11 protein-coding genes are annotated in these 14,726 nt (G+C 67.5%); 10 read left to right on the forward strand and 1 reads right to left on the reverse strand.

Features of this window, described 5'->3' with window-relative positions:
• The first annotated feature begins 9 nt into the window (after positions 1–9).
• Positions 10–867 carry a uracil-DNA glycosylase gene (locus BW991_RS09130; protein ID WP_076601991.1) on the forward strand — a complete coding sequence of 286 codons (858 nt, stop codon included), beginning with the start codon at positions 10–12 and terminating at the stop codon, positions 865–867.
• 39 nt (positions 868–906) lie between these two features.
• Here the strand turns inward: BW991_RS09130 and lplT are convergent, their stop codons facing one another.
• Entirely contained in the window at positions 907–2,160 is a 1,254-nt protein-coding gene (lplT, locus tag BW991_RS09135; protein ID WP_076601790.1) for a lysophospholipid transporter LplT, read from the reverse strand.
• Positions 2,161–2,338: 178 nt separating this feature from the next.
• Here lplT and BW991_RS09140 point away from each other — a divergent pair, with 178 nt between their 5' ends.
• The 9 genes from BW991_RS09140 (at position 2,339) to BW991_RS09180 (ending at position 14,708) form a co-directional block, all read left to right on the forward strand.
• Positions 2,339–3,256, forward strand: coding sequence for a LysR family transcriptional regulator (locus BW991_RS09140; RefSeq protein WP_170879073.1), 918 nt, complete (start codon positions 2,339–2,341; stop codon positions 3,254–3,256).
• Entirely contained in the window at positions 3,256–4,629 is a 1,374-nt protein-coding gene (gene radA, locus BW991_RS09145; protein ID WP_076601792.1) for a DNA repair protein RadA, read from the forward strand. The genes BW991_RS09140 and radA overlap by 1 nt, the downstream gene beginning before the upstream one ends.
• 277 nt (positions 4,630–4,906) lie before the next feature.
• Positions 4,907–5,518, forward strand: a complete 612-nt coding sequence (locus BW991_RS09150; RefSeq protein WP_076601793.1) for a TetR/AcrR family transcriptional regulator — start codon at positions 4,907–4,909, stop codon at positions 5,516–5,518.
• On the forward strand, positions 5,515–6,699 hold the full coding sequence (locus BW991_RS09155) for an efflux RND transporter periplasmic adaptor subunit (RefSeq protein WP_076601794.1): 1,185 nt from the start codon (positions 5,515–5,517) through the stop codon (positions 6,697–6,699). The genes BW991_RS09150 and BW991_RS09155 overlap by 4 nt, the downstream gene beginning before the upstream one ends.
• Positions 6,696–7,889, forward strand: a complete 1,194-nt coding sequence (locus BW991_RS09160; protein ID WP_076601795.1) for an ABC transporter permease — start codon at positions 6,696–6,698, stop codon at positions 7,887–7,889. The genes BW991_RS09155 and BW991_RS09160 overlap by 4 nt, the downstream gene beginning before the upstream one ends.
• Positions 7,890–7,976: 87 nt before the next feature.
• Complete coding sequence (locus tag BW991_RS09165; protein ID WP_076601796.1) at positions 7,977–8,678, forward strand: ABC transporter ATP-binding protein; 702 nt, start codon at positions 7,977–7,979, stop codon at positions 8,676–8,678.
• Positions 8,679–8,988: 310 nt separating this feature from the next.
• Positions 8,989–12,180 (forward strand): PAS domain S-box protein, encoded by a 3,192-nt coding sequence (locus BW991_RS09170; RefSeq protein ID WP_084205023.1) that lies wholly within the window; start codon positions 8,989–8,991, stop codon positions 12,178–12,180.
• 1 nt (position 12,181) lies between these two features.
• Positions 12,182–12,598 carry a response regulator gene (locus tag BW991_RS09175; protein WP_076601798.1) on the forward strand — a complete coding sequence of 139 codons (417 nt, stop codon included), beginning with the start codon at positions 12,182–12,184 and terminating at the stop codon, positions 12,596–12,598.
• A gap of 4 nt (positions 12,599–12,602) precedes the next feature.
• Positions 12,603–14,708 (forward strand): putative bifunctional diguanylate cyclase/phosphodiesterase, encoded by a 2,106-nt coding sequence (locus tag BW991_RS09180; protein ID WP_076601799.1) that lies wholly within the window; start codon positions 12,603–12,605, stop codon positions 14,706–14,708.
• The last annotated feature ends 18 nt before the right edge of the window (positions 14,709–14,726 follow it).

Below are 14,726 nucleotides of genomic sequence, written 5' to 3' on the forward strand. Positions count from 1 at the left end.
CTGCGCGAAATGGGGCTTGCTCCCGTGTGGCGTTTGCGCGCGGGGGGCGAAGATGGCGCTGCGGAAGCGATCGACGTGATGCCGGAGTCGGCGCCGGTCGCGGCGGGACCGGATCGGGGCAACGCTCAAGCGTCGCTGCCGGCGCCGCCCTTGCCGACGGAACCGGTGCCCGAAATGCGTTCCGCGCGTGCAGCGATTCCCGTCCGCGACCTGATTCCGCGCCCCTCAGGGGCGGCCTCTCCGGCTGCGGCATCGGAGCGGCGCGACGATGGCGATCCTGCCCGGGCGGGCCGCATCGCACGGATGGATTGGGACGAGCTGGAAAACGACATCCGCGCGTGCGGGGCGTGCCGTTTGTGCGAGAAGCGCAGGCAGGCCGTTCCGGGTGTCGGTGATCGGCGCGCGGAGTGGATGTTCGTCGGGGAGGGCCCGGGGTCCGAGGAGGACCAGCGCGGCGAGCCCTTCGTCGGTGCCGCGGGCAAGCTGCTCGATGCGATGCTCGCCGCGATCGGGCTGAAGCGGGGCGAAAACGTCTATATCGCGAATGCGGTGAAATGCCGGCCGCCGCACAATCGTACGCCGCAGGCCGACGAGATCGCGACCTGTCACCCTTATCTCGCGCGTCAGATCGAGCTGGTGCGGCCGCGCGTGCTGATTGCGCTGGGCCGTCCCGCAGCCCTGGCGCTGCTGGATGCCGAGATCAGCATCGGCGCGTCGCGCGGCCGGGTGTTCCACCGCGGCGATACGCCCGTGGTCGTGACCTATCATCCCGCGTACCTGCTGCGGAATCAGGCCGACAAGGCCAAGGCGTGGGAGGATCTGTGCTTTGCGCGCCGCCTGATGCGGGAGTTCGCCGAACGAGCCTGACGGGCGCAGGGCGGGCCGCGTTGGCGGCCCGTGTGCCGGTCAGTGCGTGTGGTCTTCGAGCAGCGCGACCGAATCGACTTCGCGCTGGTTGAGGTTGTGCCGGCGCAGCACGAGGTACATCGCGCCGGCGACGAACAGGCCGAACATGACGATGACCGCGCCGATCGACAGGCCCGACATGATGAGCAGGGCGTACAGGCCCGTCATGATCAGGATCGACAGGTTCTCGTTGAAGTTCTGCACGGCGATCGAATGGCCGGCGCCCATGAGGATGTGGCCGCGATGCTGGAGCAGGGCGTTCATCGGCACGACGAAGAAGCCGGCGAGACAGCCGACGACGACCATCAGGAACATCGCCAGCGTGGGCTGCGTGACGACGACCATGACCATCACGACGAGGCCCATGGCGATGCCCAGCGGGATGACCCGGACGGAGCGGCGCAGGCTGATCATGCGCGCGGCCAGCACGGCGCCGAGCGCGATTCCGACCGCCACGACGCCCTGCATCATCGATGCCTTGGAGAGATCGAAGCCGAGGTTGTGTTCCGCCCACTTGATCACGATGAACTGGAGCGTGGCACCGGCGCCCCAGAAGAGGGTCGTGACGGCGAGGGAGATCTGGCCGAGTTTGTCGCGCCACAGCAGCTTCATGCAGTGCACGAAGTCGTGGACGAGGTATACCGGGTTGTTCTTGAGCGGCTTGTGGTCGACGCCGGTGTCGGGGATGCGCAGGTTGAAGGCCGCTGCGGCAATGTAGAGCAGGCCGACGATGGCGATGGTCGCCTGCAGGGCATCGTCCGTCACGAAGGGCAGGCCCAGGCCGGCGATCCAGTTGCCGACGTCGGGACGGATCAGCACGCCGCCGATGACGGTGCCGAGGATGATCGCGCCCACCGTGAGGCCTTCGATCCAGCCGTTGGCGACGACGAGCAGGCGGTGGGGCAGGTATTCGGTGAGGATGCCGTACTTGGCCGGGGAGTAGGCGGCGGCGCCGAGTCCGATGACGGCATAGGCGAAAAGCGGGTGCGCGCCGAGGAGCAGCATGAGGCAGCCGCCGATCTTGATGGTGTTGCTGATGAACATCACGCGCCACTTGGGCATCGAGTCGGCAAAGGCACCGACGAAGGCGGCCAGCGCGACATAGGAAACAGTGAAGAACAGCTTCAGCAGCGGTTCGTACGTTGCCGGGGCGGACATCTCGCGCAGCAGCGCGATGGCAATGATCAGCAGCGCATTGTCGGCCAGCGCAGAGAAGAACTGCGCCGCCATGATGATGTAGAAGCCGAGCGGCATCGGGTGGGAGACGGCCGTCTGAAGGTGAAGCGCGGTTTATATCACGACATGTGTCTGTTTGTTGTGATTTGGCTCATTGCCCGTGCGGGGGCCTTGCCGTCAGCGGGTTGTCAGACATTTCGCGTAATGCATGAGCTGTGCTTTAATTGTGGGTATAAACGAGACTTATGGGGTAGTCGTGGCTGATCGCAGACTTCAGGTATTCAGCGCCGTGGCCAAGTACGGTTCGTTCACGCGGGCCGCGGAACATCTTTTCATGACGCAGCCGGCCGTGACCTTCCAGATCAAGCAGCTGGAGGAGCACTTCAACACGCGTCTGCTCGAGCGCGGGCACGGGCGCGTGAGCCTGACCCCGGCCGGGGAGGTGGTGCTGGCCTACGCGGACCGGATTCTCGATCTGTCCGACGAGCTGGAGTCGCGGGTGTCGGAGCTGACCGACGAGCTCGGCGGCACGCTCAACATCGGCACCAGCACGACGATCGCGGCTTACTGGCTGCCGCAGCTGCTGGAAGGATTCAAGCGCAAGTATCCGCGCGTGGTGCCGCGCGTGGTGGTGGGCAACTCGCAGCTGACCGAGGACCGCGTCGCGTCGCGCGAGCTCGACCTCGGGCTGATCGAGATCGTGTCGGAGCAGCCGGCGATCGAGCGCATGACCGCAACGCGCGACGAGCTGTTCGTGATCTGCTCCCCGAAGGATGCGCTGGCGAAGCACAAGAGCCTCAGTGCCAGGGTGCTGAAGGATCATCCGCTGATCACGCGCGATCCGGGCAACGCGATCCGCGTGCTGGCCGAGGACTTCTTCGCCGCGGCGGGCATCGGTATCGACGAGCTGACGATCTGCGCGGAACTGGGCAGCCTCGCAACGGTGAAGTACCTGGCGGCCGAGGGGATGGGGTTCGCGATCGCGTCGCGCGCCGCGATCCAGCGCGACATCCGCGACGGGCGCCTGGTCGGGATTCCGCTGGAGCCGCGCCAGTACACGCCGCTCGAGGTGATCGTGCCGCGCGACAAGTTCCGCTCGCGTCTGATCACGACCTTTGCGGAGTATGCGGTGGCCGAGTTCAAGCGCATGGCGGTCGATGACGTGAGCGCGTGATGGCGAAGGCGAAGACGAGCTTCGTCTGCAGCGAGTGCGGCGGACAGGCGCCGCGCTGGCAGGGCCAGTGTCCGCAATGCAAGGGCTGGAACACGCTGGTCGAGACGGTGATCGAGGCTACGACGCCGGGCAGCAGCAGGTTCGCGGCGCTGGCCGGTACGACCGGCAGGCTGCAGTCGCTCGCCGAGCTCGAGCCGCGCGAAGAGCCGCGCACGCCGACGGGGATCGAGGAGTTCGACCGCGTGCTCGGCGGCGGACTGGTCGCCGGTGGCGTGGTGCTGATCGGCGGCGATCCGGGCATCGGCAAGTCGACGCTGCTGCTGCAGGCGCTGTCGGCGCTCGCAGCGCGGCAGGCGGCGATCTACGTGAGCGGCGAGGAGTCGGGCGAGCAGGTGGCGCTGCGCGCGCAGCGCCTGCAGCTCGATCCGGCGGGGCTGAAGCTGCTGCCCGAGATCAACCTCGAACGCATCCTCGCGACGCTGAAGGAGGCGAAGCCGCGCATCGCGGTGATCGACTCGATCCAGACGGTGTATTCGGAGGCGCTGCAGTCGGCGCCCGGTTCGGTGGCGCAGGTGCGCGAATGTGCGGCGCAGCTCACGCGCTTCGCGAAACAGAGCGGCACGTGCCTGATCATAGTCGGCCACGTGACCAAGGACGGCACGCTGGCGGGGCCGCGCGTGCTGGAGCACATCGTCGACACGGTGCTGTATTTCGAGGGCGACACGCATTCGAGCTTCCGCCTCGTGCGGGCGTTCAAGAACCGCTTCGGCGCGGTGAACGAGCTGGGCGTATTCGCGATGACGGAGCGCGGTCTGCGCGGCGTGAGCAATCCGTCGGCGATCTTCCTGTCGCAGCACAGCCAGCAGGTGGCGGGCAGCTGCGTGCTGGTGACGCAGGAGGGCACGCGGCCGCTGCTGGTGGAGATCCAGGCGCTGGTCGACGGCGCGCACAGCCCGAATCCGCGCCGTCTGTCGGTGGGGCTGGAGCAGAACCGGCTGGCGATGCTGCTCGCGGTGCTGCATCGCCATGCGGGCGTGGTGTGCTTCGACCAGGACGTGTTCGTGAATGCGGTGGGTGGAGTGAAGATCGCCGAGCCGGCGGCGGACCTCGCGGTGCTGCTGGCGATCGTGTCCTCGCTGCGCAGCCGGGCACTGCCGCGCGAGCTGGTGGTGTTCGGCGAGGTGGGCCTCGCGGGCGAGATCCGTCCCGCTCCGCGCGGCCAGGAGCGCCTGAAGGAAGCGGCCAAGCTCGGCTTCACGGCCGCAATTATTCCGAAGGCCAATGCGCCGAAGCAGGCGATCGCCGGCATGCGGGTGATCGCGGTGGACCGGATCGAGGAAGCGATCGAGCAGGCGCGCGAGATCGAAGCCTGAGGTTTGCCGTCGGGCGCGGGATTGGTTTCTACTGAGTGGGTTTAACCGATCTCCACCTCAATCCTTCCTTGAAGGGAGTGGCGCAGGGGTTTCGCGGAGCAGCGCTCCGCGCCTGCGGACCGGCGGAGCGAAGCGGAGACTCCCGGGTGCGACGGTACAGCACTTGACCTGACATCACGCAATCACTTGCCCGGCACGTAAGACGGATCTGACGGGTATACATCGTGATTTGCTTATACTAAGCTAGTAATTAATTACTTACTATCGGGTCGTCACGATGGAATCTCCGCGCATCCGGCGTTCATCGGAGTTCAGGCAGGCCGAGATCGTTCAGGCCGTGCTCGCCCTGGCGGCCGAAAGCAGCCCCGCGGACATCACGACCGCGCGCATCGCGGCGGCCATGAATCTCACGCAGGGGGCGGTATTCCGCCACTTCCCGACCAAGGAGGCGATCTGGCTGGCAGTCGCCGAATGGATCGAGGAGAACCTGCTCGGTGCGATCGAGGAGGCGTCGCTTTCGAGCAGCGAGCCGCTCGCGCAGCTTCGTGCGATGTTCTGCGCGCACATCGGGTTCGCCGCGGCCTACCCGGGCGCGCCGCGCCTGATCTTCCACGAGCTGCAGCAGCCGGGCGACAGTGCGGTGAAGCGCCGCATCCGCGCCCTGCTCGCCAGTTACCGGGGAACCTTGCTGCAGGTCCTGAAGTGCGCGAAGGACGGCCGCGCAGCGGGGCGCGAGCTGGATGTCGAGCCCGCGGCGACGCTATTCATCGGTGCGATCCAGGGACTGGTGATGCAGTCGATGCTCGCCGGAGGGATGCGTGGCGTGGAGGAAGCGGCCGAAGGGGTGTTCGGGGTCTATCTGTCGGGCATCGTGGGGAGGCGGACATGAAGCGGCCAATCCTGCGTGTGGTCGGTTTGTCCGTCCTCGGGCTGGTCCTGCTGGCCGGATTCGTCCTGCTGATGGTGAGGAGCGGACCCTTGGCTCCGGTGCGGGTGACGACGGCGGTGGTCGAGCGCGGGGCGTTCGAGAACGCCGTGTTCGGGGTCGGCACGGTGGAGGCGGAGAGGAGTTACGCGATCGGGCCGACGGTTCCGGGCCGCGTTCTCGCGGTGCACGTGGATGTCGGCGGCGAGGTGCGCGCGGGGCAGTTGCTCGCGGAGATGGATCCGGTGGAACTGGACGCGCGCCTGTCGGCGTCGCGGGCGGCTGCGGCTCGCGCCGTCCATGCGTTGGAGGCGGCGCGTGCGCAGGTGCGCGATGCGGAGGTGCGTCAGGAGCTCGCGGGGCGCAACGCGCGGCGCTATGCGTCGCTCGGCGAGCAGGCCTTCTTCAGCGATGCGGCGGTCGAGGCGAAGCGGCAGGAGGCGGGTTCCGCCGGCGCACAGTTGCAGGCCGCGCGGGCGCAGCTCGATGCGGCGCGAATGGATCTGGAGCGGCTGGAGGCGGAACGCTCGGCGGCGGAACGGCAGCGGGCGAATGTGCGCCTTGTCGCGCCGGTGGCGGGGGTGGTGACGGCACGCGACGCGGAGCCGGGAACGACGCTGGTGGCCGGGCAGACCGTGCTGCGCATGGTCGATCCGGCGAGCGTGCGTGTGCGGACGCGGATCGACCAGGGGCGCGCCGGCGGCGTGCATGCCGGGCAGAAGGCCTCCATCGTGCTGCGTTCGCGGCCGGGGCTCGTCTTGGCGGGGCGGGTTGCGCGCGTCGAGCTCAACGGCGACGCGGTGACCGAGGAGCGCATCGTGCAGGTGGTGTTCGACGAAGTGCCGACGGATTTCGCATTCGGCGAACTGGCCGAAGTGACGATCGCGACGACCCGCGGCGGGGACGTGCTGGCCGTACCCGGCGCGGCGGTGCATGAGTACGGCGGCCGGCGCGGCGTATGGACCGTTGCGGACGGGGCGGCGGGCTTCGTGCCGGTGCGCACGGGGGATACTTCGCTCGACGGGCGGGTCGTGGTGCTGGAGGGACTGCAGGCGGGCGATCGCATCGTCGTCCATAGCGAACGCGAGCTCGGCGCGGGGGACCGGGTGAGTCCGGCCGAGTCGCTCGCCGGGGTGCGTCGATGATCAGCCTTGCCGGGCGCGACATCCTTCACCACTGGGCGAAGTACGTCTTCACCGGCGTCGGGCTGGGCCTGCTGATCGGCGTGACGCTGTCGATGGCGGGAATCTACCGCGGCATGGTGGATGACGCGCAGGTGCTCCTGCGCAGCAGCGGCGCGGATATCTGGGCCGTGCAGCAGGAGACGCTGGGACCGTACGCGGAGCCATCTAACCTGCGCGACGATGCGTACCGCGCGATCCTCGGGATGCCGGGCGTCGCGGAGGCGTCGAACGTGACGTACCTGACGATGCAGATCGGTCAGGGCGAGCGCGATGTGCGCGTGATGGCGGTGGGGTTCGAGCCGGGGCGTCCGGGCGAGCCGCCCTTCCTCGTGGCCGGCCGGCGCATCGCGCGCAGCCATTACGAGGTGGTGGCGGACGTGCGCACGGGTTTCCGGCTCGGTGAGCGGGTGCGCATCCGCCGGCACGAGTACGAGGTGGTGGGGCTCACGCGGCGCATGGTGTCGTCGAGCGGCGATCCGATGGTGTTCCTGCCGTTGAAGGATGCGCAGGAGGCGCAGTTCCTCAAGGACAACGACGCGATCGTCAACGAGCGTGCGCGCACGGCGGCGAACCCGGCGCTGAACCGTCCGGGTGTGCCGGGGCTGCTTGATGCGATCCTGACGTCGCAGACGGCCAGCCGCAACGTGAATGCGGTGCTGGTCCGGGTCGCGAGCGGCCACGAAGCGGAGCAGGTGGCCGAGAACATCCGTCGCTGGAAGCACCTCGAGGCGTACACGCGGGCGCAGATGGAGGAGATCCTCGTGTCGAAGCTGATCGAGACCTCGGCGCGGCAGATCGCGACTTTCCTGGTGATTCTGGCGATCGTGAGCGCCGCGATCGTGTCCTTCATCATCTACACCATGACGCTGGGCAAGATCCGCGAGCTCGCGGTGCTGAAGCTGATCGGGACGCCCAATCGCACGATCGCGGCGATGATCCTGCAGCAGTCGCTGGGGCTCGGGCTGATCGGTTTCGTGATCGGCAAGACGGTCGCGACGCTGTGGGCGCCGTATTTCCCGAAGTACGTGCTGTTGTTGCCGGGAGATGCGGTGCGCGGACTGGTCGCAACGATGGTCGTGTGTGCGATCGCGAGCCTGCTGGCGATCCGGGTCGCGCTGAAGGTCGACCCGGCGACGGCGATCGGGGGCTGAATGGAACGGCCCCCACGCTCACTTCGTTCGCTGCCCCCCGAGGGGGTGCTCAGTGGCTTCGGGCGGCCGGGCGCCACTGAGCTGGACATGCCGGCAATCGAGGTCAGGGGCTTGAGCAAGCGTTATGGCGAGGGGGATGCCGCGGTCGATGCGCTCAAGGGCGTGGACATGAGGATCGCCCCCGGCGAGGTGGTCGGCCTGATCGGGCCGAGCGGTTCGGGCAAGAGCACGCTGTTGAAGTGCCTCGGCGCGGTGATCGAACCGACCGGCGGATACATGGCGCTGGGCGGGCGGACCGCCTTCGATGGCGGCTGGAAGATCCGCGACCTGCGCAGCCTGCGGCGCGACAACATCGGCTTCGTGTTCCAGGCGCCGTATCTGATCCCGTTCCTCGACGTGACCGATAACGTTGCGCTGCTGCCGATGCTGGCGGGGAAGTCGAACCGCGAAGCGCGTCGGCAGGCCGTCGAACTGCTCGAGGCGCTCGACGTCGGCCACCGTGCCAAGGCTGCGCCGTCGGAGCTTTCCGGCGGCGAGCAGCAGCGCGTGGCGATCGCGCGGGCGCTGGTGAACCGGCCGCCCGTGGTGCTCGCCGACGAGCCGACCGCGCCGCTCGACAGCGAACGCGCGCTGAACGTGGTGCGCATCCTGAACCGGATGGCGGAGCAGTACCGCACGGCGATCATCGTCGTGACGCACGACGAGAAAATCATCCCGACATTCCGGCGTCTGTATCGCATCCGCGACGGGCGAACCTTCGAAGAGGCTGGGGAGGGGCGCGGGCCGTAGGGGCGACGCCCGGCGGCAGGTTCGCGGACCCGGAATGGTCGGTCGGGGATTTTCCGCAGGTGGAGGACTGGTTCGGGCGCATGCCGGCGCCGGGCGCACCCGCCGCGTGGTGCGGCACTTTGCACTGGACAAGTTGTTTTACTAGGTCGAAAGTAATACGACTTGCGGCGCCGGAACCGGCTTCGAAGGCGCCAGAATGCGGTTCGTCGACCGCTGCGATCGCGTCACGGTGTCGGCAGTATTCATCGCGCGATACGTGTCGTAGCGGGCGGGAGCTGTCGGCGACCTCACCATTCCCGAGGGGGACACCATGAGCCCCGGTCGATCCACTCTGCGATATCCGGACGTGGGGCCACCTGCCGGGCGGCTCCGGCAGTCGCTGCGCGCGGCGCTGCTGCGTCTCTCGCTCGCGTCCCTCATGCCGCTGGCGCTCGTGACGGCGGCGTTCTTGTGGATGCAGTGGGACATCCATCGTACGGCCGCAATCGAAGGTTTGCGTCAGCGGGTGCAGACGCTCGCGCTGGCGGTGGAACAGGAACTCGGCGTGAACCTGGCCATCGTGGGGACGCTCGCTGCCCTTCCGGAGATCGACGCGCGGGATTGGGCCCAGTTCCATGCCGTCGCCACGGCTGCGATCCGGCCCCGTGGCTTGAGCTGGATCGTGCTGGTGGAGCCGTCCGGGCAGCAAGTGGTCAATACGAGCGGTCCGTTCGGCGCACCGCTACCCAATCTGCTGCAGATTTACGCGAAGCGGCAGGACATCGAATGGCAAGGGCGGCAATTGCCTTCCTACGATGCGAAATTCGAGTCGGTGCTCGCGGGGCAGCCGACCGTCAGCGATCTGTTCTACGGGCCGGTGGTCAAGCGACCGGTGCTGAGTGCGGGCGTGCCGGTGCTGCGCAACGGTTCGTCGAGTTTTTTTCTGCTCATGGCGGTGACGCCTGATGCACTGAGCGCGCTGCTTGGGAAGGAAGGCACGTCGAGCACGGGACTTTCGGCGATTTTCGACGGCAGCGGGCGAATCATCGCGCGCAGCGTCGATGCAGCCCGGTTCATCGGTCTGCGCGCTCCGCCGCCGTTCGACCAGAGCGCCATGCTGCCGCAGGAAGGCGTGGGCGAAACGAACAATCTGGAAGGCGTGCCCGTCGTCTATGCCTATCGGCATCTGTCGCTTGCCGACTGGACCGTCGCGGTCGCCATTCCGCGGCAGGAGATTTTCGCCCCGGTGTACCGCACGTTTCTTCCGTGGCTCGCCGCGACACTGCTCCTGCTCGGTATCGGGATCTACCTCGGTCAGCGGCTGCAGCGCCGGCTCGTCGTCCCGCTGACTGCACTGGCTGCGTCCGCCGATGCGATGCAGCGCGGGGAGATGCCCTTCATCCCGGCGACCAGCATTCGGGAGGTCGACACCTTGTCCCATGCATTGCAGCAGGCTGCGCGGGCGGAGCGGGCGGCACGCGAGGACCTGGAGCAGCGCGTCAGGGAGCGCACCGCCAGCCTGGAAGACAAGTCGCACCAGCTGGAACAAACGGCTGCGGCCTTGCGGGCAAATGAAGCACAGCTGGAGGCGTTGATCGAGAATACGCCGGCGATCATCTTCATGAAGGATCCGGACGGACGTTACGTCCTCGTCAACCGCCACTTCGCGCAAACTTTCAATCTGCGCCGCGAAGAGCTCGTCGGCAAGACCGTCGGCGACATCTTCCCGCCGGACATTGCCGAAGCGCTGCGCGCGGCCGACCGCCGCGTGCTCGCCGGGGGCGTGCCGCAGGCTCTCGAAGAAGTCCTGCTGCAGGCGGGTGAGCTGCACACGTATCTTTCCATCAAGTTCCCGGTGCGCGATGCCGAAGGGCGTACCTACGCGCTGTGCGGCGTCGCCACGGACATCACCGAGCGCAAGCGCACCGAGCGTGCGCTGCAGCAGGCGCTCGCCTTCCAGCGGGCGATTCTCGATAGCGCGAGCTACGCGATCATCGCGACCGATACGACGGGCGTCATTCTTACGTTCAACCCCGCCGCCGAACGCATGCTGGGCTATACCGCCGCCGAAGTGGAAGGCAAGGCGACGCCGGAGCTTTTCCACGATCCGGCAGAGATGGCGGTGCATGCGGAAGCGCTGGCGCGCGAGCTGGGCGAGCCGGTCGGTGCCGGCTTCGAGGTGTTCACGGTGAAGCCGCGGCGCGACCAGGCTGACGAGGAGGAGTGGACCTACGTGCGCAAGGACGGTACGCGCATCCCGGTGCTGCTGGCGATCACGGCGCTGCGGGACGCGCAGGGGGAGATCACGGGCTATCTCGGTATCGTCTCCGACATCAGCGAGCGCAAGCGCGCGGACGCGGAGATTCGCGCCGCCCGGGCGCGCTTTGCGGGGATACTGGAAATCGCCGCGGACGCGATCGTATCCATCGACGAGGCGCAACGCATCACCTTGTTCAACAGGGGGGCGGAAAAGGTTTTCGGCTATCGCGCCGAGGAAGTGCTCGGGCAGCCGGTCGAGATGCTGGTTCCGGAACGCTACCGTGCGCGGCATCGCGAGTATGTCGCCGAGTTCGCGCGTGCCGGGGACGTCACGCGCCGGATGGATCAGCGTGCCCCGGTATTCGGATTGCGCCGCGACGGAACGGAATTCCCTGCCGAGGCGTCGGTCTCCAAGCTTGAGCTCACGGGCGAGATGGTGTTCACCGCGATGCTGCGCGATGTCACCGAACGCAGGCAGGCGGAAGCCGCGATCGAGCACCTCAACCGCGCACTGGCGCGGCGCGCGGCCGAACTCGAGGGCGTCAACCGCGAGCTCGAATCGTTCTCGTATTCGGTGTCCCATGACCTGCGCGCGCCCTTGCGCAGCATCGACGGCTTCAGCCAGGTGCTGCTGGAGGATTATGCGGACAGGCTGGACGACGACGGGCGCGACTCGCTGCGCCGGGTGCGTGCCGCCAGTCAGCGCATGGCGCGGCTGATCGACGACATCCTCAAGTTGTCGCGCCTGTCGCGCGCGGAGATGCGCCGCGAACCGGTGGACCTGTCGGCCATCGCGCGGACGGTGGCGGACGAGCTGCGCGCAACGGAGCCGGAGCGCGAGGTGGAGTTCGTCATCGCCGAGGGCGTCACCGCCGCAGCCGATGCGCGGCTGATGCTGGTGGTGCTGGAGAATCTGCTCGGCAACGCGTGGAAATACACTGCACGACACCTGCGGGCGCGTATCGAGTTCGGCTCCGAATGCGGCGCGGACGGCTCCGTGGTCTATTTCGTGCGCGATGACGGCGCGGGCTTCGACATGGCATACGCCGGCAAACTCTTCGGCGCTTTCCAGCGGCTGCATGGCGAGGCCGAGTTCCCCGGCACCGGCGTCGGCCTCACCAGCGTGCAACGCATCGTGCATCGCCACGGCGGCGAGGTGTGGGCGGAAGGTGCCGTCGAACGCGGTGCGACGCTCCGGTTCACCCTGCCTGACGAACGCGCCGTGGGGTATCCGATGGACAAAACCTTGTCGGGAGAGACTTGATATGGACAACCGGATCGTACTGCTGGTGGAAGACAACGCCGACGACGAGGCGCTTACGCTGCGCGCCCTGCGCAAGCACAACATTACCAACGTAGTGGTCAAGCGCGATGGCGCCGAGGCCCTCGACTACCTCCTCGGCGACGATGTGCTGCCCGCCGTGGTGCTGCTCGATCTCAAGCTGCCCAAGGTGGACGGACTCGAGGTGCTGCGCCGGCTGCGCGCCGATGCGCGCACGCGCATCCTGCCGGTGGTGATCCTGACCTCGTCCAAGGAGGAAAGCGACCTGCTCGAGGGGTATGGACGCGGCGCCAACAGTTACATCCGCAAGCCCGTGGATTTCGTCGCGTTCATGGAAGCGGTGCGCCAGTTGGGTGTGTACTGGCTCGCACTCAACGAGCCGCCGCCGGTGCGGAGATAGGGCGATGGCCGGACTGCGGCTCAAGGTGCTGATCGTCGAGGATGTGGAGGACGATGCGCTGTTGATCGCGCGCGAGTTGCGGCGCGGCGGCTACGATCCGGTGCTCACGCGCGTGGAAACGGAGCCGGCCATGCGTGCTGCGCTGGACGAATGCAGCACGGTCGACATCATCATCTCCGACTACACGCTGCCGCAGTTCTCCGGTCCCGCGGCGCTGGAGGTGTTCACGCGCTGTCGTTGCGATCTGCCGTTCATCATCGTCTCGGGCACCATCGGCGAGGAAACCGCGGTGAGCCTGCTCAAGGCGGGCGCCCATGATTTCATCCTCAAGAGCAACCTGGCGCGACTGGTGCCGGCGGTGGACCGCGAGCTGCGTGAAGTCGAGGTGCGTCGCGCGCGCCGCCGCGCCGAGGCATGCCTGCGCGAGAGCGAGGAACGCTACGCGCTCGCGGCGCAGGGCGCCAACGACGGGCTGTGGGACTGGGATCTGCGCGCAGGGAGCGTCTATTACTCGCCGCGCTGGAAGGCCATGCTCGGTTACACCGAGGATGACATCGGCGACCGCATCGACGAATGGTTCTCGCGCGTGCACGAGGACGACCGGCCGGCAGTGGAAGCGCGGCTGCAGGCGCACCTTTCGGGCGCCACTGCGCATTTCGAGAGCGAACACCGCATGCGCAACAGGCGCGATGAAATCCTCTGGATGCTCACGCGCGGCCTCGCGGTGCGCGATGCGGATCGGCAACCTTACCGCGTCGCCGGTTCCCAGACCGACATCACCGAGCGCAAACTGGCCGAGGAGCGGCTGCGCTTCCAGGCGCTGCACGACGCCCTTACGGGCCTGCCCAACCGTACCCTGTTCATGGAGCGCCTGCAGTGCGCGCTCGAGGGCGGCGGAACGGGCGAACGCCGCTTCGCCGTGATGCTGGTCGACCTCGACCGCTACAAGATCATCACCGACAGCTTCGGTCACAGCGTCGGTGACGCGCTGGTGCTGGCCGTCGCGCGCACGCTTCAGGCCCGGATCGGCCCGCGGGATACCGTGGCCCGCCTCGGTGGTGACGAGTTCGCCGTGCTGGTCGAGGGGATGACCGGTGCCGACACGGCCGTCGCCTTTGCCGAGAGTTTCCAGTCGGCATTGACGGGGCCGCTGCCCATCGACGGCCACGAGGTGTTCACCACCGCCAGCATCGGCATCGTCTTGGGCCCCGAGCGATACACCGCGCCCGAGGAGATGTTGCGCGACGCAGACACCGCCAATCAGCGCGCCAAGGCACAACGCAAGGGGCACTGCCAGGTGTTCGACACGGCAATGCATACCTTTGCGGTGAACCAGTTGCGCCTGGAAACAGACCTGCGGCGCGCGGTGGAGCGCGACGAACTGGCGCTCTACTACCAACCACTGGTAAATCTCGCGAGCGGCGAGATCGACGGCTTCGAGGCCCTGCTGCGCTGGCGCCACCCCGAACGCGGCCTGATGTCGCCGGCGGAATTCATCCCGGTCGCGGAAGACACCGGCCTGATCGTGCCGCTTGGAAACTGGGCGCTGCGGGAAGCCTGCCGTCAGTTGAGTGCGTGGCAGGTGCAGTTCCCCGCGCTGCGTCCGAAGGTGAGCGTCAACGTTTCCGCGGTGCAGTTCGCCCAGCCGGACCTCGCGGACGTCGTCCTCCAGGCGCTGGCCAGCGCTCATCTGGAGGCCCGTTACCTGAAGCTCGAGATCACCGAAAGCGTTCTCATGGACAGCGGCGACGCGGCCATGCAGACGCTCGACCGGTTGCAGGACCAGCAGATCAAGTTCCTGATGGATGATTTCGGTACCGGCTATTCGAGCTTGTCCTACCTGCACCGCTTTCCGCTCGACATCCTCAAGATCGATGCCTCCTTCGTGCAGAAGATGGAAAAGGAGGCCAAGCACGACGAGATCGTGCAGGCGATCGTCGCGCTCGCGCGCAGCCTGAACATGGAGATCGTGGCCGAGGGGATGGAAACTCTCGGCACACTGGCGCGGCTGCGCGAGCTCAAGGTCGGCTTCGGCCAGGGGTACCTCTTCTCCCAGCCTCTGGACGCGGAGGCGGCCGGCCGCCTGCTGGCGAGCCGGCGGCACTGGTAAGGCTTGCGCCGGCTGCGA

It is taken from the genome of Aromatoleum tolulyticum (assembly GCF_900156155.1).
GTDB classification, from domain to species: domain Bacteria; phylum Pseudomonadota; class Gammaproteobacteria; order Burkholderiales; family Rhodocyclaceae; genus Aromatoleum; species Aromatoleum tolulyticum.

Excerpts from the sequence above, each read along its gene's own strand:
- BW991_RS09130 (WP_076601991.1), top strand. The coding sequence starts at position 10 with ATGGGGCTTGCTCCCGTGTGGCGTTTGCGCGCGGGGGGCGAAGATGGC.
- lplT (WP_076601790.1), bottom strand. The coding sequence starts at position 2,160 with ATGCCGCTCGGCTTCTACATCATCATGGCGGCGCAGTTCTTCTCTGCG.
- radA (WP_076601792.1), top strand. The coding sequence starts at position 3,256 with ATGGCGAAGGCGAAGACGAGCTTCGTCTGCAGCGAGTGCGGCGGACAG.
- BW991_RS09150 (WP_076601793.1), top strand. The coding sequence starts at position 4,907 with ATGGAATCTCCGCGCATCCGGCGTTCATCGGAGTTCAGGCAGGCCGAG.
- BW991_RS09155 (WP_076601794.1), top strand. The coding sequence starts at position 5,515 with ATGAAGCGGCCAATCCTGCGTGTGGTCGGTTTGTCCGTCCTCGGGCTG.
- BW991_RS09160 (WP_076601795.1), top strand. The coding sequence starts at position 6,696 with ATGATCAGCCTTGCCGGGCGCGACATCCTTCACCACTGGGCGAAGTAC.
- BW991_RS09165 (WP_076601796.1), top strand. The coding sequence starts at position 7,977 with ATGCCGGCAATCGAGGTCAGGGGCTTGAGCAAGCGTTATGGCGAGGGG.
- BW991_RS09170 (WP_084205023.1), top strand. The coding sequence starts at position 8,989 with ATGAGCCCCGGTCGATCCACTCTGCGATATCCGGACGTGGGGCCACCT.
- BW991_RS09175 (WP_076601798.1), top strand. The coding sequence starts at position 12,182 with ATGGACAACCGGATCGTACTGCTGGTGGAAGACAACGCCGACGACGAG.
- BW991_RS09180 (WP_076601799.1), top strand. The coding sequence starts at position 12,603 with ATGGCCGGACTGCGGCTCAAGGTGCTGATCGTCGAGGATGTGGAGGAC.